General features: G+C 59.1%; 16 protein-coding genes. 8 read left to right on the forward strand and 8 right to left on the reverse strand.

Annotated elements, in window-relative coordinates; all coding sequences use genetic code 11:
* Positions 1-64: 64 nt before the first annotated feature.
* The 5 genes from PMI26_RS08905 to PMI26_RS08885 form a co-directional block, all read right to left on the reverse strand.
* Entirely contained in the window at positions 65-523 is a 459-nt protein-coding gene (locus tag PMI26_RS08905) for a glycine zipper 2TM domain-containing protein (protein WP_007976931.1), read from the reverse strand.
* 14 nt (positions 524-537) lie between these two features.
* A complete protein-coding gene (locus tag PMI26_RS08900) occupies positions 538-966 on the reverse strand; it encodes a hypothetical protein (protein WP_007976932.1) in 429 nt (142 codons plus the stop codon).
* Between the two features lie 64 nt (positions 967-1030).
* Positions 1031-1708, reverse strand: coding sequence for a DUF3313 domain-containing protein (locus PMI26_RS08895; RefSeq protein WP_007976934.1), 678 nt, complete (start codon positions 1706-1708; stop codon positions 1031-1033).
* Between the two features lie 47 nt (positions 1709-1755).
* Complete coding sequence (locus PMI26_RS08890) at positions 1756-3024, reverse strand: OmpP1/FadL family transporter (protein ID WP_007976936.1); 1269 nt, start codon at positions 3022-3024, stop codon at positions 1756-1758.
* Positions 3025-3263: 239 nt separating this feature from the next.
* Positions 3264-5300 (reverse strand): alkyl/aryl-sulfatase, encoded by a 2037-nt coding sequence (locus PMI26_RS08885; RefSeq protein ID WP_007976939.1) that lies wholly within the window; start codon positions 5298-5300, stop codon positions 3264-3266.
* Between the two features lie 153 nt (positions 5301-5453).
* Between PMI26_RS08885 and PMI26_RS08880 the strand changes: the two genes are divergently transcribed.
* The 3 genes from PMI26_RS08880 (at position 5454) to PMI26_RS08870 (ending at position 9014) form a co-directional block, all read left to right on the forward strand.
* Positions 5454-6413 carry a LysR family transcriptional regulator gene (locus PMI26_RS08880; RefSeq protein ID WP_007976940.1) on the forward strand — a complete coding sequence of 320 codons (960 nt, stop codon included), beginning with the start codon at positions 5454-5456 and terminating at the stop codon, positions 6411-6413.
* A gap of 163 nt (positions 6414-6576) precedes the next feature.
* Entirely contained in the window at positions 6577-7023 is a 447-nt protein-coding gene (locus PMI26_RS08875) for a hypothetical protein (RefSeq protein WP_007976942.1), read from the forward strand.
* 278 nt (positions 7024-7301) lie between these two features.
* Positions 7302-9014: an arylsulfatase gene (locus PMI26_RS08870; RefSeq protein ID WP_007976944.1), complete on the forward strand. Its 1713-nt coding sequence runs from the start codon at positions 7302-7304 to the stop codon at positions 9012-9014.
* A gap of 70 nt (positions 9015-9084) precedes the next feature.
* On the opposite strand, the gene PMI26_RS08865 is transcribed toward PMI26_RS08870, so the two are convergent.
* Together PMI26_RS08865 and PMI26_RS08860 are read right to left on the reverse strand one after the other, a co-directional pair.
* Positions 9085-9744 carry a MarC family protein gene (locus tag PMI26_RS08865; RefSeq protein WP_007976945.1) on the reverse strand — a complete coding sequence of 220 codons (660 nt, stop codon included), beginning with the start codon at positions 9742-9744 and terminating at the stop codon, positions 9085-9087.
* Between the two features lie 147 nt (positions 9745-9891).
* Entirely contained in the window at positions 9892-11478 is a 1587-nt protein-coding gene (locus PMI26_RS08860) for a GMC family oxidoreductase (protein WP_007976948.1), read from the reverse strand.
* A gap of 177 nt (positions 11479-11655) precedes the next feature.
* On the opposite strand from PMI26_RS08860, the gene PMI26_RS08855 reads away from it, so the two are divergent.
* Positions 11656-12615: an AraC family transcriptional regulator gene (locus PMI26_RS08855; RefSeq protein ID WP_238540829.1), complete on the forward strand. Its 960-nt coding sequence runs from the start codon at positions 11656-11658 to the stop codon at positions 12613-12615.
* Positions 12616-12619: 4 nt separating this feature from the next.
* Here the strand turns inward: PMI26_RS08855 and PMI26_RS08850 are convergent, their stop codons facing one another.
* On the reverse strand, positions 12620-13585 hold the full coding sequence (locus PMI26_RS08850; protein ID WP_007976952.1) for a LysR substrate-binding domain-containing protein: 966 nt from the start codon (positions 13583-13585) through the stop codon (positions 12620-12622).
* A 139-nt stretch (positions 13586-13724) separates the two neighbouring features.
* On the opposite strand from PMI26_RS08850, the gene PMI26_RS08845 reads away from it, so the two are divergent.
* From PMI26_RS08845 to PMI26_RS08830, 4 genes are all read left to right on the forward strand, one after another.
* Positions 13725-16100 (forward strand): crotonase/enoyl-CoA hydratase family protein, encoded by a 2376-nt coding sequence (locus tag PMI26_RS08845; protein ID WP_007976953.1) that lies wholly within the window; start codon positions 13725-13727, stop codon positions 16098-16100.
* Between the two features lie 109 nt (positions 16101-16209).
* The gene (locus tag PMI26_RS08840; protein WP_007976955.1) at positions 16210-17667 is read left to right on the forward strand and encodes a coniferyl aldehyde dehydrogenase; all 1458 of its coding nucleotides are present in this window, start codon (positions 16210-16212) and stop codon (positions 17665-17667) included.
* 47 nt (positions 17668-17714) lie between these two features.
* Positions 17715-18101 (forward strand): tautomerase family protein, encoded by a 387-nt coding sequence (locus PMI26_RS08835; protein WP_007976957.1) that lies wholly within the window; start codon positions 17715-17717, stop codon positions 18099-18101.
* Positions 18102-18325: 224 nt separating this feature from the next.
* Positions 18326-20365, forward strand: coding sequence for an oxidoreductase (locus PMI26_RS08830; RefSeq protein ID WP_007976959.1), 2040 nt, complete (start codon positions 18326-18328; stop codon positions 20363-20365).
* The last annotated feature ends 70 nt before the right edge of the window (positions 20366-20435 follow it).

A 20435-nucleotide genomic window follows, 5' to 3' on the forward strand; every position in this document is an offset into this window, starting at 1 on the left:
CTTGCCAGCGAAGACGGCCTCGGGCTGCCTGATCAATGGCGGTTTACCGCTCCAGGCGTGGCCACTATCCACCTTGTGGCAGCACCCGGGCATTATTCCCCGAGCCTTCGATGTAGACGTTCATGCCTTTGCTCAGGGCTGGATTGATCGGCTGGGTCACCGATACCAGCACTCCACTTTTCACCCGAACGATGACCTGTTGCGCTGCAACCGGCTGATCATACTTTTTCTTCTCTGCATAGTTACCGCCCACCGCACCGGCGAGTGCGCCGGCGACCATGGCGACGTCGCGCCCGGTGCCACTGCCGATCAGGCTGCCGATACCGAGGCCGCCAAGGCCCCCGAGTACGGCGCCGACGCCACTGTCGTGATTGGTCTGCATCTGCGTCAGCGATATCTGCTCGATCTTGCCCGAGCGAATCTCCATTTCACCGGCGCCGCCATCGTTCGACCCCACGGCGGAACAGGCACTGATCAAGACCGTCGCCAACGTGACCGTCAGCCAGGACAGGATTGCTTTCATAGCTGTACACCTCGTCATTGGTATTTGATGGCAATGCCTTTGAGCTTGCGACCCTGAATCGTATCGATGTCGCGGTTCCACAGAGGACCGGTCACGTAAGCAGCGACGGGTTGGATCCGGTCATAAACCACCACCACCGCGTCTGCACCCAGTTTGGCGCCTTCTTCACGCAGTTTCTGTTCGACCTGGGTGATGGGCGGTGCCGGGTCGACGCTGGCATCAATCAGGATTTCGCCCAAACGCACACTGGGGCGCTTCGGTTCCGTGCGTAATATCTGGACTTCGGCGGGCAGGGTCGGAGCAGGGTGCTCGACCCCGACGTAGGCGGTCGTCTGGGCATCCACCGTTGCGCAAGCGCTTAACGCAAGCGCGCTGGCGATGAGCGCTGCGGCGATTAAAGGTTTGTGCAAATGTGTGAGTCGAAGCAATGCATGGGAAGCCATATCAGCCATTCCTCTTCCGGGAGCGATTCAGCCGCCAACATCGGTTGGCGGTTGAACCAGGGGTTCAACTGCGGATGAATGCCCAGAGATCGACGTTCAACTTGTCGATCGCCGCCTTGAAGTCCTGGGCGGTGATTTTCTGGGTTTCGTTGGACAGTTGCTTGCCGAACACCTTGCGCACGACCCTGACCACGGTCTGGTTGTCTCTCGCGTCGATGAGCTCGGCCTCGATATACAGTTCGGTGTCCTGATCGCGGTGACCGGTAGCCGCCTGTGTCGCCCCGACGACAGCGGCGATGGGCACCACTTCATACCATTTCATGCCTTCGTTGGAGGCGCTCACGCCGGTAATCGCGGCGCGCAGGATCAAGGGTTTCGAACCTTTTGGCGCGGCACTCGTGTGGTGGACCATCCGGTATTTCTGCCCCAGCGTCGCCTTGACCCTGTTGCTCATGTAGTCCCGGATGTCATCGAGTGTCTGCTGGTTGACCCGCTCATTGGGCTTGGGCGCCGGATACAGTTCCAGTCGCTCGAACGCTACCGTGTCATAGGCATTGGGGTTCCACGACGGGCTCACCCAGCGCATCGCCGTACCGCCGCTGGGCGTGGTGACCTCCTGCAGATTGTCGTAGCTGGACAGGTAGCCGGAGTACTGCGCCTGTTCAGTGACTTTGGAGGTGCAACCGCCGAGCAGAAGCCCGGCCACGGCGGCACTGACAAGCAGGTTTCGGGACAGATTCATGATGCTGTGTGCTCCTCGGATGAAGTCGCTTTTGTGTGGCGAGACACTCAAAAGCGCCAGGTCATGTTTCCGGTCACGGCTTGAATCCAGGCGCTGTCGAATTGACCGGAAATTCGATTGCCCGAAACGTTTCTGGTCTGGTCCACCGGCATGTCGCCAATCCAGATCATGGCCCAGCTGAGGTTGACGTCGGTGTCCTTGTCCAGCGCATAGGTGGCTCCTGTCGCAAAGCGCCAGGATTCGGCCATCGGTACGGTCACGGTGCGGTTGCTGTCCGACACGGCGCTGCTGTCGTAAGCCACGCCGACGTTCCACAGCCATTGCTCGGTGGCCTGGTATTGCGCGCCGAGCGAGAGGTGCCAGGTGTCCTTGAAATGTGCATCGACCGTGGTCGATTGGGAGCCAGCCGCGGTGGTGTCGACCTGCACCGCAATGTCGCCGAACTCCGACCAGTCCTGCCAGTTGACCGAAGCGAGCAAGGCCCATTGCCGGTCCAGTTGCTGGAACAGGCTCAGGGTGACGGTTTGCGGCACCTTCATGTCGAGTTCGGTATTGGTGTTGTTGACGCGCTCGAGCAGTCGGCCATCGCCTTTCACATCCAGCCGGTCCTCGAAGTCCAGATCGACCTGGCTGGTGTAGGTCAGGCCAATTCGCGTGCCGGGTTGCGGGGCGTAGATGACACCGACATTCGCACCAAAACCCCAATCCTGGTCCTTGTATTTGAATTGGCCGTCCGTGCGGTCGGTAAAGCCGAACGGCGAGCGGTCAATCGCGGTCTGGGCTTGCAACATGCCGTACATGGCCTTGACGCCGAGGCCCACCGACCATTGTTCGTTGAAGCGGTAAGCCACGCTCGGCACCAGCGACAAACCACCGAGGCTGGCGTTCTGTGCGAAGTAGCGCCCGGACCAGTCGTTGTCGTAATTGACCGCCAGGCCGAAATCGGCGTACTGGCCGAAGCCCACGCTCCAGTGGTCGTCCAGTTCATGACTGATGAAAAAACTGCCGCCGGGGATCGGGTCGAGGGCATTGCCACTGCCGCTGCCCGGCACGTTGGTGTCTTCGTCGCGATCGAACTTGAGGTCGCCGTAAAGCACCTGCAAGCCCGCGGTGATCTGTGTTCCCGGCAAGTAACTCAGGCCCGCCGGATTGCTGGCAATGGTGGAAGGGCCTTGGGCCCTGGCGGCGGCACCGGCGTTGGCCAGGCCGGCGTTATCGGTGCCGATTTCGTAGAGCATCAGGCCGCCGGCGTGTGCTTGCTGGCTGCACAAGGCAAGTAGCGTAAAGGCAGGCAGTGCACCTGTTCTGGTTTGCATGGATTTAATCCCGGCAAATGTGCATTTTCGAATAAGGGTGAAATAACGAACGTCGAAAAACCTGAATTACGTTCAAACGGCCTGGTGGGGTCACACATAAGTGGTAGTTCATATTCTCGATATTGGAAGGAACAACTTGTGAATAGCGCCATCCAGGCTCGTTATTGTTTATTCAGGATCGCGAAGTAGAACGCCAAAGCGCTTCACCCCGGGGCAGGATGAAGCGCAGTCCTGGTGGATTACTGGAGGGTGCCTGGCAGTAGTTCAAAGGTCGGGTTAAACGGGGTGATCGCCGCCATCAACACTTCGAACGGTTTGCGGTTGCCTTCGAAGGTGGCCTTGCCGGTTGCGACGAGTTGTTCAAATCCGGTCTTGCGCGCCATCACGCTTTCCAGATCAGCACGATCAAGGGTGATGGTGAGGTCGGCATTGCTGGCTTGTTGCCCCTTGATATTGGTCAATGTCGAGTTGCTCAACTCCACCACGAACTGCTCGCCGTTATCGGGCGTCTTGAGATTGAAGATGAAGTGTTGATCCGCGACTTTGCTGCCATCGAGGGCAATGCCGAGGTATTCGAGCCATAACTCGGTGCTCATGCCGCGAATCATGTCGGGGCCGCCGGTTTTTGGCGGCAGGCCCTTGGGCATGCCATGGCGCAGTTCATAGGCTGCCGAAAGGAAACTGTTGCGCACGCCGGCACTTTCCTTCTGATAACCGACTTGCTCATAGACATCCGCGAGCAAGTCCTTGGCCTTGCTGTTCTGCGGTTCGGCATACACCAGCTTGTTGAGGATTTCATAGGCTTCGCGGTACTTGCCCTGATCGAACAAGGATTGCCCCTTGGTCATGATCTTGTCGGCGCCTCCCATCATTTCCACGTAGAGCGGGGCCGAGTCCTTTGGCGATAGCGGCATCAGCGTCGCCGGATTGGCATCCCAGTAACCCAGGTAGCGGTTGATCACCGCACGACTGTTGTGTTCTTCAGAGCCGTGGTAGCTATGGGTCGCCCAGTTGTTTTTCAGACTTTCGGGCAGTTTGTAGACGTTTTGAATTTCGTTGATGGTGACGCCCTGGTTGGCGGCATGCAGCACGGCGTTGTTCAGGTTGGCGTAGGCATCGCGTTGCGCGCGCATTACATCCTGAATCCGCTCGTTGCCCCAGCGTGGCCAACTGTGGGAGGCGAACATGACGTCTGCCGTTTGACCGTAGCGATACAGGGCATTGTTGATGTTCTTCGACCAGACCAGCGGGTCGCGGACGAGGGCGCCGCGCAGGGTATAGATGTTATGGATGGTGCCGGTGATGTTTTCGGCGGCCCAGAACGCCTTGAACTGTGGGAACCAGGTATTCATCTCCGCAGGCGCTTCAGTGCCGGGCGTACTCTGGAACTCCATTTCGATACCGTCGATGGTCAGGGTTTCGAAATCCTTGGCAATGTAACGGTTGGGCTCGATCAGCCCCATGTTGCCACTGGAAGCGTTTTTACCAATGGCCATGTCGACATGACCGTACGGGCTGTGGGGTAACAGCAAGCCATATTGCAAGAACGCCCGCCGGTTCATGGCGTTGCCGGCGTAGACGTTTTCAGCCACGGCATGCTCCATGAAACCTTGCGGCGCAATCAGCGGGATCTTGCCGCTGCGCACATCGGCCTCGTCGACCACGCCGCGGATTCCGCCAAAGTGATCGGCATGGGAGTGGGAGATCACCACCGCCACGACCGGGCGCTTGCCCAGTTTTTCGTTGATGAAGTCCAGGGCGGCCCTGGCGGTCTCCTTCGACAGCAGCGTGTCGAAGACAATCCAGCCGGTGTCGCCCTTGATGAACGTGATATTGGCCAGGTCAAACCCGCGCACCTGGTAGATCTTGTCCGGAACGACTTCATAGAGGCCATAGGCCGTGTTGAGTACCGCCTGACGCTGCAGCGACGGATTGATGCTGTCGTAATCCTTGCCTTCATTCAGGAAGTTGTAGCTCCCCATGTTCCACGCGACATTCCCGGCGTCGGCCATGATCTTCTTGTAGGGCGGTGCGGCGATGAAGCCTTTTTTCGCTTCTTCAAGGTCGCGCTTGTCTGCAAAGGGGAGTGTCTTGCGCACAGTGTTCTGCATGTCGACCGTGTAGGACGAAGGCGCCTTGCCCTTGCTGTCGAAGTGCACGTTTTGCGATGGAGCCGGATCGGGAGCTGCGCCGTTTGCATCGGCCGCGAAAACGCTAGGGCTGATGCCACCGCCAAGTGTGATCGCCAGTGCCAGATGGAGGGTCTTGTTGTACATGAAAGGTTCCTGCGCCAGATGAAATGTCCAAGGGTGTCAAGGCAACGCAAGTGTTCTGCGTTCTCGGCTTGACCCGTCGAACCATGAATAGCATATTGATCTGATTCCTAAAAATTCCGTTTTAAATGTTTTCGATAACGTAAAGGTTATGAAATGACACCAAACCGTCTACGTCAGTTTTTGGCATTGATCGAGCACGCACACTTTGGCCGGGCCGCGAAGGCTCTGGGTGTTTCCCAACCGGCGCTGAGTAAAAGCATCCAGTTGCTGGAGCGCGAACTCGGGGTCACGTTGTTCGATCGACGCACCGACGGTGTTGTACTGACTGCATTTGGCCATTTGCTTCAGGAGAAGAGTCGGCGCCTGTTAGTGGCAGAGCAGGATCTGCGGCGTGACATCGCCTTGCTGGCGGGCGGGGATATCGGCGCGCTGAAAGTCGCTTTCGGTCCTTACCCCAGCATCATCAGCGGCTACGCCGGCATCGCGCGGATGCATGCCCGGCATCCACAAATCAGGGTGACGGCCCATGTGGCCGGGTGGCGCGAGGTGGCTCACCAGGTCACAACCGGCGTGGTGGATCTTGGCATCGCTGAAATCAGCACCTTGCAAGGCCGGGAAGAACTCACCTTCGAGCTGTTGGGGGAGCATGAAGGCCGCCTGTTCTGTCGCCCGGACCATCCGCTGCTTGCGCAAGACCGTCCTCTGACGCTGGCACAAACACTCGATTACCCCTGGGTGGCTTCGCGCATTCCCTTGCGGTTGGCGACCCACTTGCTTCCGGCAACGCTGGGCTGCGCCGGTGCCTATGATGCGCTGACCGGAGACTTCGTACCGGCCATCGAAATTGATGTGCCCATGCAAATCGTGAAGTTCGTCGAGAACAGCAACGCCCTGGCGCTGGGGAATCTGTCGACGTTCGAGCGCGAATTGTCGGCGGGTGAAATCGCGCCGTTACCCGTTCAGGACCTCGCACTGCGTACCCGGTACGGCTTCATTTACCTCAAGGAACGTTCGCTGCCACCCGCGGTAGAGGTGTTCATGAATGAAGTGAGGGCCGTGGAGGCCGACGTTTGCCAGCGCGAAAGTCTGTTGGTCAAGATCATGGGGGCGTGAAACCAAGGACAGATGACACTGTCAGCGTTTCTTCTATTTTTTGCCTGATCGCCGGGTGGCAGGTGCGAAGTTTTCCAATGCGGATTTATTGAGGTACAGCCCATTTATTAATGAGCTATACCCAATGTTCCCCCATGCACTTCTTCCACTTTTGGAGGTTGTTATGAATACCCGCATCGTTCCACTCGCGCTACTCATGGCAGGTCTTTTCGGTTGCAGCACGGCTTCGAACCACTCAATGAATCTGCCTCTGGCGGCCACCCACCGCAATGCGGGCCAGACGGGCAACGCCACCCTGACAGCCGAAGGCAACCAGACCAATTTTGATTTCTATATCACTGGCGTTCCGACCGGAACCCTCCTGCCGCCGCGCATTTACACCTTCATCAACAAAGGCAGCTGTCAGCAACCCGGACCTGTTGCTTTTGCAATGAACGATAAGGTCAATACAAAAAATGAAGCCGGGTCCAATGGCTGGAGTTTTTACCGTAATGCGCCGATCGCAACGTCAGAGTTGCTTTCCGGAAAATATTCCATCGTCGTACGGACATCACCTGAAGACGGCAGCGTCGATATCTTTTGTGGCGATGTCGCCCAGGCAAAGCGCTGACATGATGTGACGCCAATAGGACGCGCCTTTGCGGCCCGCACTTTGTAAATGCGGGTCTACACTCACCTTCTGTTAATGGTATAGGCCGGATTGGGATGTACGTGACAAGGGCCACAAGCCATTGCGGTCAAAGCTCAATATTTAAAGTGCCACACCGAATGACGGATTGAGCGTCAGTATAAGGAGGGGGCAGTTGCAGTTTTTGAGCCTTGAGAGATGAGAGCACGACGTATCCGAGACGGGTAGTTATGTGAATCAACTGGACGAGGATCAAGTTCATGAAACTGCGAAAACTTGTACTGACGGGATTGGCGTTGAGCAGTCTGGCAATTGGCGCCAGCCTGCCGACAGTGACTCAAGCGGCCGACAAGAAACCCAACATCCTGTTCATCATGGCCGATGACATCGGCTGGATGCAGCCGAGCATCTATCACCAGGGCCTGGCGGTGGGTGAAACGCCGAATATCGACCGCATCGCCCAGGAAGGCGCGAAATTCATGACCTATTACGCCGAGCAGAGTTGTACGGCGGGGCGCAACGCTTTCTTTACCGGGATGCATCCGCTGCGTACCGGCATGATCCCACCGCAATTGCCCGGCAGCCCGTCATGGCTGCGCCCTGGCACCCCTGCACTGTCCAAGTTTTTGCTGGATCTGGGCTATACCACTGGTGAGTTCGGCAAGAACCACCTGGGCGACAACTTCGAAGCGCTGCCGACATCCCACGGCTTCCAGGAATTCTGGGGTTACCTCTATCACCTCGATGCGATGCAGGGCGTGAGCTTTGTCGATATCAACAAGACGCCCCAGGTGCAGGGCATCGCCCCACCGTGTAAGGCCACGCCGATCAACGGGCTGCCGGATGTGCCTGGCGCCATCGATCCGCGGGAAGGCACCTGCCTGACGCCACCTCGTCCGGTCATGTCCTGCGTCTCCAGCGACGGTACGCAGAAGAACACCACGTGCAAGGACGAAGGGCCGCTGACCCTGGAACGTTCGAAGTCCGTGGATGAAGAAATCTCCGCCAAGGTCATCGACTTCCTCGACCGCAACGATCCGAAGAAGACCAGTAAACCCTTCTTCGTCTGGTACAACCCGGCACGCATGCACATCACCACGGTGCTGCCACCCAAGTATGACGCCATGGTCGGTGAGCCCGGCGGAAAAGACTGGGGCACCAACGAAGCAGGCATGAAGCAACTGGACGACAACATCGGTTATGTCCTGAAGAAACTCGAGGACATGGGCCAACTGGACAACACCATTGTCGTCTTCACCACCGACAACGGCGCGGAAACCATTACCTTCCCCGACGGCGGTACAACCCCGTTCAAGGGCGGCAAGCTGACCACCTGGGAAGGTGGCATGCGTGCGCCGCTGGTCATCCGCTGGCCTGGGGTGATCAAGCCAGGCACGGTCCTGACCGACATCTTTGCCTCGCTCGACTGGGTGCCGACACTGGTCAGTATCGCTGGCGGCAAGAAGGGCAATGAGCTGAACGAGCAGATCATGGCGGGCAATTATCCCGGCATCGTCAAGACCAAGCTCGATGGCGTGGATCAGACGGACTACCTGACCGGCAAGTCCGACAAGTCGGCGCGCGACACCTTCTTCTACTACACCGGCTCGCAACCTTCGGCGGTGCGCTACAAGAACTGGAAGATGTACTACACCATGGTGCCGGATACCGCGACGGGCGGGCTGTATGGCGCAACCACTTTCCACTGGACCCAACTGCTCAACCTCAAGCGCGACCCTTTTGAAACAACGGTCGGTGCCGATGCGAAGTCCATCACGGGCTATGGCGGTGCCTTGGGCTCACCGGGTAACGCCTATATCTACAACTGGAACATGCTGCCGATTGGACAGTTGCTCTGGGAGAAGGAACTGATGTCGTACAAGGACTTCCCGCCCATGCAGGCGCCGGAAACCTACAATCTGGACGGCATCCTCAAAGCCATGAAGCAGAACGGTCATAACGGACACGATTGACACCGTGACTGATCAGCCGTGCGGGCGCCCCAAACAGGCGCCCGTTTTTTTGCATGAGAGCTTTGCAGTCCTACTTCGCTACACCGTTGAGCAGTACCCCATAGGACTGCAGAAACTCCACCGTCCCGTGAAAGATCAGGCCCACGCCCATCGCCGAAACGAAGAAACCAACGATGCGGGTCGCGGCATCGATGCCTTGTGGGCCAATCTTCTTGAGGATGTTGTTGGCGTAGGCCAAGGAGAGGTAAGTGACCAGCATGGTGGCGCAGATCGCCAGCGCCACGACGGCGAAGGACAGTATGGCGCGGTCGGAGTCCTTGATGGTGCTGGTCAGGCCAATCACCGTAGCAATGGCGCCGGGGCCGAACATGATCGGCATGGCCATGGGGATAAAAGATACGTCCTCTTCGCCTTTGCCACCGCTTGGAATCAGGCTGCTGTCGGGCGAGGGCGCAAAAAGCTCGAAGCCGATCCGCATCAGGATCACCCCGCCGACCACCCGAATCATACTCAGCGGAACTTCAAACAAACGCAGCAGCAGGTTGCCGAAAATCAAAAAGAAAAACATCAACAGCAGCGCATAAAGGCAGGCCTTGCGCGCCACTCGACGCTGATCGGCGGCATCCTTGCCTTGTACCAGCCCCAGGAAAACCGGAATGGCCTCCAGTGGATTGATGATTGCCAGGAGGGTTGTGAACATACCGAAGAACAGGGTGAAGTAGGCGTTCATGGATGATCTGCCCAAACGGGTGGTTGACCCAGTTACCTTAGCTGATCAGGAACAAATCACCTCAAACCACTGCCGCGCAGTTCGGAACCTGTGTAGCGAAACCGCTGACCTCCGACAGCAACGCCGAAGGTCGACTCGACAGCAGGATCACCCAGTCGCGGACACCCAGTCCGCCGCGCGTTCGGCGATCATGATTGAAGCGGCGTTGGTGTTGCCGCCCACCAGCGTCGGCATGATCGAGGCATCCACCACCCGCAGCCCCTCGATGCCATGCACGCGCAACTGGCTGTCCACCACCGCATGCTCGTCGTTGCCCATCTTGCAGGTACCGACCGGGTGATAAATGGTGTCGGTACGCTGGCGCAACAGTTCGATCAGCTGTTCATCGCCGTACAAACCCGCGCTGAACATATCCTTCAAGCCATAACGCGCCATCGGTGCTTGTTGAATGATGTTCCGGGTCATGCGGTAGCCCGTGAGCAGGGTCTCGACATCGTCGTCATGCCCGAGAATGTTCGGGTCGATGCGCGGTGGGGCGCTCGGATCGTTTGATTGCAAACCGACGCTGCCGATGCTCTTGGGCCGTAACACGCAGACGTGGCAACTGAAGCCGTGACCCCAGTGCAGTTTGCGGTTGTGGTCGTCGATCATCGCGATCACCGAATGCAGCTGGATATCCGGGCGTGCAAGCTTGGCATCGGTTTTCAGGAAGCCGCCACCTTCGGCGAAGTTGCTCACAAAAGGGCCGCGCCGATGACGGGCATAGTCGATCAAGGCCTTGCCCATCTTCACACTGCCGCGCAGTGAGACACCCATCAATGACGTATCCTGGCTTCTGTAGCTGAGCACGACATCCGGATGGTCCTGCAGGTTTTGCCCGACACCTGGCAGTTCGTGCTGCACCGTGATGCCTTGTGGTTTGAGTTCCTCTTGCGGGCCAATCCCCGAAAGCATCAGCAATTGTGGGCTGCCGAAACAACCGGCACTGAGCAGGACTTCCCGGCGTGCTTTGATGGTCTGGCGATTGCCCTTGAGGCGCAGCTCGACACCGACGGCTTTTTTGCCTTCGAGCACAATGCGTTCGGCCGCAGCCGAAGTCAGCACCGTGAGGTTCTTGCGCAGGTGTCGAACCGGTTTGAGGAACGCGGTGGCCGTGCTCCAGCGCCGACCGTTGCGGATCGTTACATCGAACTGGCCAACGCCTTCCTGGTTGATGCCATTGAAGTCGGGATTGTGGCGGTGTCCGGCCATCTGCCCCGCCTCGATGAAAGCTTGTGTGACGGGATGCATCGGGTTTCTGCCGACATAGAGTTCGCCTTGCGCCCCGTGATAGTCGCATGCGCCGCGGTGGCTCATTTCACTCTTGCGAAAGTACGGCAGTACCTCGGCGAACGACCAGCCGGGATTGCCCAGCGCCTGCCAATCATCGAAGTCACTGTGGTGGCCACGGATGTACACCATGCCGTTGATCGAGCTGCTTCCGCCCAGTACCTTGCCGCGTGGCTGGTAGCCGCGACGGCCGTTCAAGCCGGGCTGCGGTACTGTGTGAAAGGCCCAGTTGACGTGTCGGCTCGGCAGGATCGCCGCGACCCCCACCGGGGCATGGATCAATGGCGAGCGGTCTTCCGGGCCGGCCTCCAGCAAACATACCGTGATATCGGGATTTGCACTCAAGCGGTTGGCCAGGACACAACCGGCTGAACCGGCACCAATGATTACGTAGTCGAATTCCATCACACAATGATCCCGAGCGAGCGAACAGGGGCTGCTTCACCAGGAAGCAACAAAGGTACCTGGGACCGATTGTTGGCTGAAGGCGTTAGAAAATAATTGACCTCTCATGCCAATTATTTGATCTTTGACGACATGACTACATTGATCAGAACAAGCTCGTTTACCGGATTCCGTGAGGTGGCAAGCCAGCTCGGCGGGCAAGTCGACCTCATGCTCGAGCGCTTCCGCATCCATTCGGACGTGCTGATGGACGAGGAGGCACGGGTACCGTTGCGTTCGCTGGTCGGGCTGCTGGAGTTTGCCGCACGAGAGCTCGATTGCCCTGACTTTGGTCTGCGCATGGCCGAGTACCAGGACTTGCACGTCCTGGGGCCGATTGCGGTCATCGCTCGAACGTGCGCAACGGCGGGGGAGGCGTTGGAGCAAATCATCCGTTTTATCGGCTACCACAGCCCGGGCATCCAGCTTGATCTGGACCTGAGCGAGAACCACGCGCCGCGGCTGTTGATCGACATCCGCCTGTCCGGACCGACCCCGCGACGGCAAATGGTGGAGCTGGCAATGGGGGTGGCGCATAACGGTATGAAGCTGCTGTATGGCGACAACTTCGTTGCCCAGGCGGTTCTGTTTTCCGCCAATCACCCAGCGGCTCAGGCACGTTACCGACGCTATTTCAAAACTGCCGTGTGCACCGGCCAATCCTGCAACGCCCTGGTACTTCGTGACGAACAACTCAATCAGCGGATTGAACAGCAAGCCCCCTACCTGCATCGCGCACTGGAACAGTATTTCCAGCAGTTCGACTTGCAAGCGACGTCGGATGTTGTCAGCCAGGTCGAGCGCCTGGTCTTGCGCATGATGCCGATACAGCGTTGCCGTTTGCCATTGATTGCCGAGCAACTGGGCATGCACGTGCGTATGTTGCAGCGAAGGCTGGCCGAGCAGGGGAGAAGCTTCGATGAAATAGTCGAGCGCCTGCGGCGTGACCGTGCCGATCACTATCTGGCGGAGCGGCACATGCCGATGTCCCAGGTTGCCGGTCTGCTCGGCTATAGCGAACAGAGCGTGTTCAATCGCGCTTGCCAGCGCTGGTTTTCCATGTCGCCGGGAGCCAGGCGCCGTCAGTTGTTCGAATGAACGGTTATCGATCCTCGCGCGGGACCTGATGGCTGGCGACATCGAGACCGTCGCCGAAATGGCCGCTTTTGCGAATCACAGCCTTTAACCAGCGCCGCAGCCGCAAGACTTTGGGAGACATCTCATTGCCATTGAGACACAGCAGGCGGTAGGCAGACACTCGCTCCAGCCTCTCCTTGAAAGGCAGGACCAATTGGCCATTCTTCAGGTGCTTTTCGATAAGCCCCAGCGGAGCCATCATCAATCCGTGACCGTCAATGGCCGCCTGCAGGCCATCACTCAGATTTTCAAAAAGCAGCTCACGCTGTGGCGGGATATCCAAGCGTCCGGCGGCTTGATTCCAAAGCGTCCAGACCCCAGGCGCTTGGGCTAGCGCAATGCGAGGGATACTCTCGATACGTTCCCCGGCAACGAGTCTTGCCGCTATTTGCGGTGCACAGACAGGCGCACCGGATACATCCGCCAGTTTTTCGGAAAACACGTTGAATCGGGTTTGCGTGGTATGGCGAATGGCGATGTCCAGCTCGCGGGCTTCCAGATCGGCCACCCTGGATGAAAACTCCATATGCACGGTGATGTCCGGGTTCTCACGTTCGAACTGCGCCATGCCCGCACTCAGATAGGTAGCCGCGAAACTGGGCGCCACGCTGATGCGTAAAGGGCTGGTGTCACTGGCTTGTTTGACCGCCTGAAGCCCGATAGAGATCTCGGCCAGCCCCCGGCTGACGTGCAGCTGCAGCTTGCGACCGCTTTCGGTCAATTCGATTTGCCGATTGCGTCGAACAAAAAGCGCCACACCCAATACGCCTTCCAGCCTTCGAACCTGGTGACTGATTGCCGAAGGCGTCAGGTGCAGGAACGTCGCGGCCTCTTGAAAGGAGCCCAGCCGCGCAGCGGCTTCAAAAGCATTGAGCGCGGGCAGCTGTCGCACGCTTTCCGCAGGGATGAGGATCTTCTTTTCACGTGACATTTTGTCATCCAAGTAAAACCAATGTCGTTTGTCGAGCTCACGACCCCGCTCGTACTGTGGTTCACGAGTCGATGACCCGTCAGGCGCACCAACGTGCCTCGGAACACGCGATGACCAATACCACGAGCGGGGTAAATACATGAATTCATTTCTGTCGCAAAGGCCTTTGGAAGTACCTGTCGGTTCCTTCGCCGGGCTATTTCTGGAGCGAATCCAACGCTACGCAGACAACCCGGCGTTGATCGACGGGCTGAGCGGTGAACAGCTCACCTATGCCGAACTGTCCCGGCATGTGCGTGTGCTTGCCGCCAGCCTGATAGAGCGCGGTCTGGAGCCTGGGGAGGTCACCGCCATCATCGCGCCGAACAGCATTTGGTTCCCGGTGGCTCTGTACGGTATAGCCTTCGCCGGCGGCGTGTACTCCACACTCAATCCCATGTCCTCGCCGGAGGACGTGCGAGAACTCCTCAAGCTGGTGGGGGCCACGCGTGTGATCGTCACCCCGCAAGTCTTCGAAAGGCTGCGCGACACCTTGATCACGTTGCCGTTGAAAGACATTTTCGTGCTGGGTGAGTCCGCGGGCCTCACGCCGTTTTCCTCGTTGCTGGAGGGCAAGCCTCTGGCCGAAGAGCGCTGCCGTGATCTGCAAAAAGACCTGTTGGCCCTGATGTTCTCCAGTGGCACCAGCGGCTTCCCCAAGGCGGTGATGCTCAGCAATCGCAACTACGTTGCGGCGACCGAGCAGGTGACCGCCGCCCAGGTTTTCCGCAGGTCCGACACCATCCTGGCGGCGCTGCCGTTCTTCCATATCTATGGACAAACCAGCTTCATAGGCTCGGCGCTTTCTCAGGGCGCGCGCTTGATTGTGCTGCCCGCGCTCGACCTGGAAGTGACTTTGCGCGTGATTCAGGACTACAAAATCACTGTCGCTCCGGTCGTTGCTCCGGTTGTCTTGCAGTTTGCCAAGCATCCTTTGGTCGATCACTTCGACCTGTCGAGCCTGCGCCTGGCCATCTCCGGTGCCTCGCCCATCAGTGCCGAGCTGCTGAAGAGCGCCGCCGATCGATTGAAAGTACCGGTGCTCAACGGCTGGGGCCTTACCGAATCCACCACCACCGGCGCTGTTTCCGAGCCAGGCATGCCGAAAGAGGCCGAAGGTTCGGTCGGCCGGGTGATGCACGGCATTGAGGTGCGGGTCGTGGAAATCGGCGGCAACCAGGACGTGGCGCCAGGTGCGGATGGCGAGCTGCTGATACGCGGTCCCAACGTGATGCTCGGCTACTTCAATAATCCGGCGGCAACCGCCGAAACGATCGATGCGCAGGGCTGGCTGCGAACCGGAGATGTAGGCCGGATCGATGAGCACGGCAATCTGCGAATCATCGACCGCGCCAAAGAGTTCATCAAGTTCAAAGGCTTCCAGATCAGCCCGGTCGAACTCGAAAGTGTGTTGTTGATGCACCCGGCGGTGGCCGATGCCGGCGTCGTGCCCAGCCCTGACACCGAATCCGGTGAGGTGCCCAAAGCCTTCGTTGTGCTGCGCTCACCTGTGACAGAAGCCGAACTGATCGACTTCGTCGCACAGCGTGTTACCCCCTATAAAAAGCTGCGCGACATCGAATTCATCGACGCCATTCCAAAAACACCTGCAGGGAAAATCCTGCGGCGGATCCTGGTACTGCGCGAGCGCGAAAAACGCGAAACCCATGCCGTGTCCGGCGACCGCCTCGAGGATCGGGTGGTCATCACACGCCACGGTAATGTGCTGTCGATCTGCCTGGACCGTCCGCGCAAGATGAATGCCTTCGACCGCGACATGTTCATCGGCCTGGCCAAGGCAATGGCGATCTACGAAGACGATCCAGGCCTGCGTTGTGCGGTGTTGCATGCCAATGGCTTGCTCTTTACCTCGGGCATGGACATCGTCAGCTCTGCGCCTCTCGCCGCGCGGGGAGAGTTGCGTATCGGCGATCCATCGCTGGTGGATATGCTCGAAATCGACCCGACCGTTCGCCGCCGGAGCAAACCGGTGGTCCTCGCCGTTCATGGCAAGTGCATGAACCTGGGGGTGGAGCTGGCGGCAGCAGCGGACATTGTTATCGCCGCGCAAGATGTCACGTTCATTCAACGCGAGGTGGCAGTCGGGTTGTTCCCGTTCGGGGGGGCCACCGTGTTCTTGCCGGCAAAAATCGGTCTCGGTAACGCGCTTCGCTACATCCTCACGGCGCAAGAGTTCGATGCTCAGTCCGCTTGCCGGATGGGGCTGGTGCAAGAAGTCGTCCCGCAGAGCCAGCTGATGACGCGCGCTTTCGAATGCGCACGGCTGATTGCGCAGAACTCACCGTCCGGGGTTAAGGCAGCGCTTGCGTCGGTGCGCCTGGCCCGTGAAAAAGGCCCCGAGGCGGCGCTTGCAACACTGCTAAGTGAAGTCGCCCGGTTGACCGGCGCAGAAGACTTCAAGGAAGGCGCTGCAGCCTTCCTGGAAAAACGAGCGCCGAACTTCAAGGACGCGTGAGCGCCACACCTGAGGCATTGAATCCTTTGCAATAGAAGGGGGGGCGGCTGCGCGACAAGCGTAGCCAAACCCATTTGCCGCCTTTCAATCACTACACAAGGACCTCGGCATGAGTGCCCTGAATATTGCCCAGCCCATCGTTCCCCCCGCCATGCAATCCTGCTTCGAGCACCAACGCGCCGCCTACCTTGCCACGCCCGAGCGCAGCCATGCCCAGCGCGTGGAAGACCTCAAGAAGTTGGCGCAGATGCTGAAAGACAACCGCCAGGCACTGATTGAAGCGATCAATCAGGACTACGGCAACCGTTCCACCTTCGAGACGCTGTTCGCCGAGTTTTTCGTCGTGCTGGGAGATATCAAGTCCACCATCAAGCACTTGAAGAAGTGGATGAAGCCGCAGAAGCGCCACATCGATCTGATGGTCTACCCCACCTCCAGCAACCGTGTCATTCCCCAGCCGCTGGGCGTGGTCGGCGTGATCGTACCCTGGAACTTTCCGCTGCTGCTGTCGTTCGGGCCACTCACCGCCATCTTCGCCGCCGGCAACCGGGCGATGGTCAAGATGTCGGAAAACTCGAACAATCTGACGCGTCTTCTGATGTCCATCTCACCGAAGTATTTCCCGCCGCAACAGCTTCAGTTCTTCGAAGACAGCAGCGCCAATGGCTCGGTGGGCCCGGCTTTTTCCTCGATCTCCTTCGACCATCTCTTCTTCACGGGTTCGGGTCAGACCGGCCGCGCCGTGATGGCGAATGCTGCGCGCAACCTGACCCCGGTGACACTGGAGTTGGGCGGAAAATCACCCGCCGTGGTCGCGCCGGATTTCCCGATGACCCTGGCCGTCGATCGCATCATGTGGAGCAAGGCCTTCAATGCAGGCCAGATCTGCACCAACGTCGACTATGTCTTCATTCCCGCCGGCTCCGAGGCGGACTTCGAACGCGAAGCCCAGCGGGTAATAGCCGAGCGCTACCCCGACATCAATCATACCGACTACACGTCCATGATCGACCAGCGCGCCTATGACCGCATGCAGGCCACGCTGGATGACGCTGTGGCCAAGGGCGCGCGCGTGGTCAATCTCTTCCCCGACCAGACGCCGGACAAGAGCCTGCGCAAATTCCCGCTGACCCTGGTGTTCGACGTCAGCGACGACATGGTCATCATGCAGCGCGAGATCTTCGGCCCGCTGCTGCCGGTCAAGACCTACACCACTCGCGAAGAAGTGGCCGGTTATGTCAACCAGCACGACAGGCCACTGGCGCTGTATCCCTTCACCAGGGACCGCGCCCTGCAGGACTACTACGTGACCCACATCATGTCGGGCGGCGTATGCATCAACACCGCGCTGCTGCACGTAGCTCAGCACGACATGCCCTTCGGCGGTGTCGGCGCCAGCGGCATGGGCCATTACCACGGTTACGAAGGCTTTCAGACCTTTTCCAAAATGCGCCCTGTCTATCGTCAGGGCTTCTTCGCCGCCACCAGGATGATGCTGCCGCCCTACGACAAGGGACCGCTCAAGCCCAACAAGCTGATCGAACTGATCATCCAGTTGAAGGGCTGAAGCCCTGTGTACCTGACTGTTCCATAACGTCTTCAAAGGAGTTTTCCATGCCCCTCTATGAATGCCAGACCGTCAAGGGAACGCTCAGCGAGCGTCAACGCCAATCGCTGGCCGAGTCCATCACCTCCATTCACACCCAGGAGACGGGCGCGCCGGCCAGTTATGTGCACGTGCTGTTCAAGGAGCTTGAAGCGGGAAGCGCATTCACCGCCGGCCAAGTCGCGACCCCCGCGATAATTCGCGGCCAGATACGTGCAGGACGATCACAGGCGACGCGCCACGCCATCCTGCGCGCAATCACCGACGTTTACATGGCCGTCACCGGGGCCGATGCGAATGCAGTGGTCGTGGCCGTGGTCGACATTCCCGCTTCATGGGCCATGGAAGGCGGTCATATTTTTCCGGAACCGGAACAGGCTCCTGAAGTGGCCTGACACGCTTTGCTGCGACGAAAACATTTGCGCATTTTCGCGCTTGTTGGGCATCCGCGGGTGTAGCAGCTATTTCACAGTCACTCCCTGTTGCTGCACATTTCGATCATTAAGTTGTCAGTTACGGTCATTGAGCGGCCGCGTCGCGACTCTTAGTCTGTCGAACATGACTGACGGGGGCCACAGAGCTCCTGCACTTTCCGTGATCGATCGATGTGGAGTTACCGATGACCGCCGCTCAATACCCGCACCTGTTGGCTCCGCTGGACCTGGGTTTCACCACGCTGCGCAATCGCACCCTGATGGGCTCGATGCACACGGGCCTTGAAGAGAAACCGGGTGGTTTCGAACGCATGGCGGCGTACTTTGCCGAACGTGCCCGTGGCGGTGTCGGCCTGATGGTCACCGGCGGCATCGGCCCGAACGACGAAGGTGGCGTGTATTCCGGTGCGGCCAAGCTGACGACTGAAGAAGAGGCGCTCAAGCACCGTATCGTCACCCGTGCCGTTCATGACGCGGGCGGCAAGATCTGCATGCAGATCCTCCACGCCGGACGTTATGCCTACAGCCCGAAACAGGTTGCACCCAGCGCCATTCAAGCGCCGATTAATCCGTTCAAGCCCAAGGAACTGGACGAGGAGGGCATCGAGAAACAGATCAGCGATTTCGTCACCTGCTCGGTACTGGCACAAACCGCCGAGTACGACGGTGTGGAAATCATGGGCTCCGAAGGTTATTTCATTAACCAGTTCCTAGCCGCCCACACCAACCACCGTACCGACCGCTGGGGTGGCAGCTATGAAAACCGCATGCGCCTGCCGGTAGAAATCGTTCGCCGCGTGCGTGAAGCGGTCGGCCCGAATTTCATCATCATTTTCCGTCTGTCGATGCTCGACCTGGTCGAAGGCGGCAGCACCTGGGAAGAGATCGTTCAACTGGCCAAGGCCATCGAGCAGGCCGGTGCGACCATCATCAACACCGGTATCGGCTGGCACGAAGCGCGGATTCCGACCATCGCCACCAAAGTGCCGCGTGCGGCGTTCAGCAAGGTCACGGCCAAGCTGCGGGGTTCGGTGAATATTCCGCTGATCACCACCAATCGCATCAACACGCCGGAAGTCGCCGAGCAGATCCTCGCCGAGGGCGATGCCGACATGGTGTCCATGGCGCGGCCATTCCTTGCCGACCCGGATTTCGTCAACAAGGCCGCTGAAGGTCGCGCCGATGAAATCAACACCTGCATCGGCTGCAACCAGGCCTGCCTCGATCACACCTTTGGCGGCAAGCTGACCAGTTGCCTGGTCAACCCGCGTGCCTGTCACGAAACCGAACTCAATTACCTGCCCGTGCAGCAACTGAAGAAAATCGCCGTGGTCGGTGCCGGCCCTGCCGGATTGTCCGCCGCGACCGTGGCGGCCGAGCGTGGCCATCAGGTGACGCTGTTCGATTCGGCCAGCGAAATCGGCGGTCAGTTCAACATCGCCAAGCGCGTTCCGGGCAAGGAAGAGTTCTTTGAGACCCTTCGCTACTTCAACCGCAAGCTGCAGACCACCAATGTCGAGGTGTGCCTGAACACCCGCGTCGACGTGGCACAGCTGGTCGAGGGCGGCTACGACGAGATCATCCTGGCCACCGGCATTGCGCCGCGCGTGCCGGCGATCCCTGGCGTGGAAAACGCCAAGGTGCTGAGCTACCTGGATGTGATCCTGGAGCGCAAACCGGTCGGCAAGCGTGTCGCGGTGATAGGAGCCGGTGGTATTGGTTTCGACGTCTCCGAGTTCCTCGTTCATGAAGGTGTCGCCACCAGTCAGGATCGCGCCGCGTTCTGGAAGGAGTGGGGCATCGATACGCACCTTGAAGCACGCGGTGGTGTCGCCGGTATCAAGGCCGCGCCCCATGCGCCGGCCCGCGAGGTGTTCCTGCTGCAACGCAAGAAGTCCAAGGTCGGCGACGGCCTGGGCAAGACCACCGGCTGGATCCATCGCACGGGTCTGAAGAACAAGCAGGTACAGATGCTCAACAGCGTTGAATACCTGAAGATCGACGACGAAGGCCTGCACATCCGCATCGGCGAAACCGGCGAGCCGCAGGTGCTGCCAGTGGACAACATCGTGATTTGCGCCGGGCAGGACCCGCTGCGCGAGTTGCATGAAAGCCTGGTGGCGGCAGGGCAGAGCGTGCACCTGATCGGCGGCGCGGATGTTGCGGCAGAGCTGGATGCCAAGCGGGCGATCAATCAGGGTTCGCGGTTGGCGGCGCAGTTGTAACCCACGTAATCAGGCTGCTCCCAAACCTTGTGGCAAGCCCCTCACCACAAGTCAGCTGATAACATGCCGG

Origin of the sequence: Pseudomonas sp. GM33, from assembly GCF_000282295.1 — a bacterium.
Classification (GTDB): Bacteria; Pseudomonadota; Gammaproteobacteria; order Pseudomonadales; family Pseudomonadaceae; genus Aquipseudomonas; species Aquipseudomonas laurylsulfatiphila.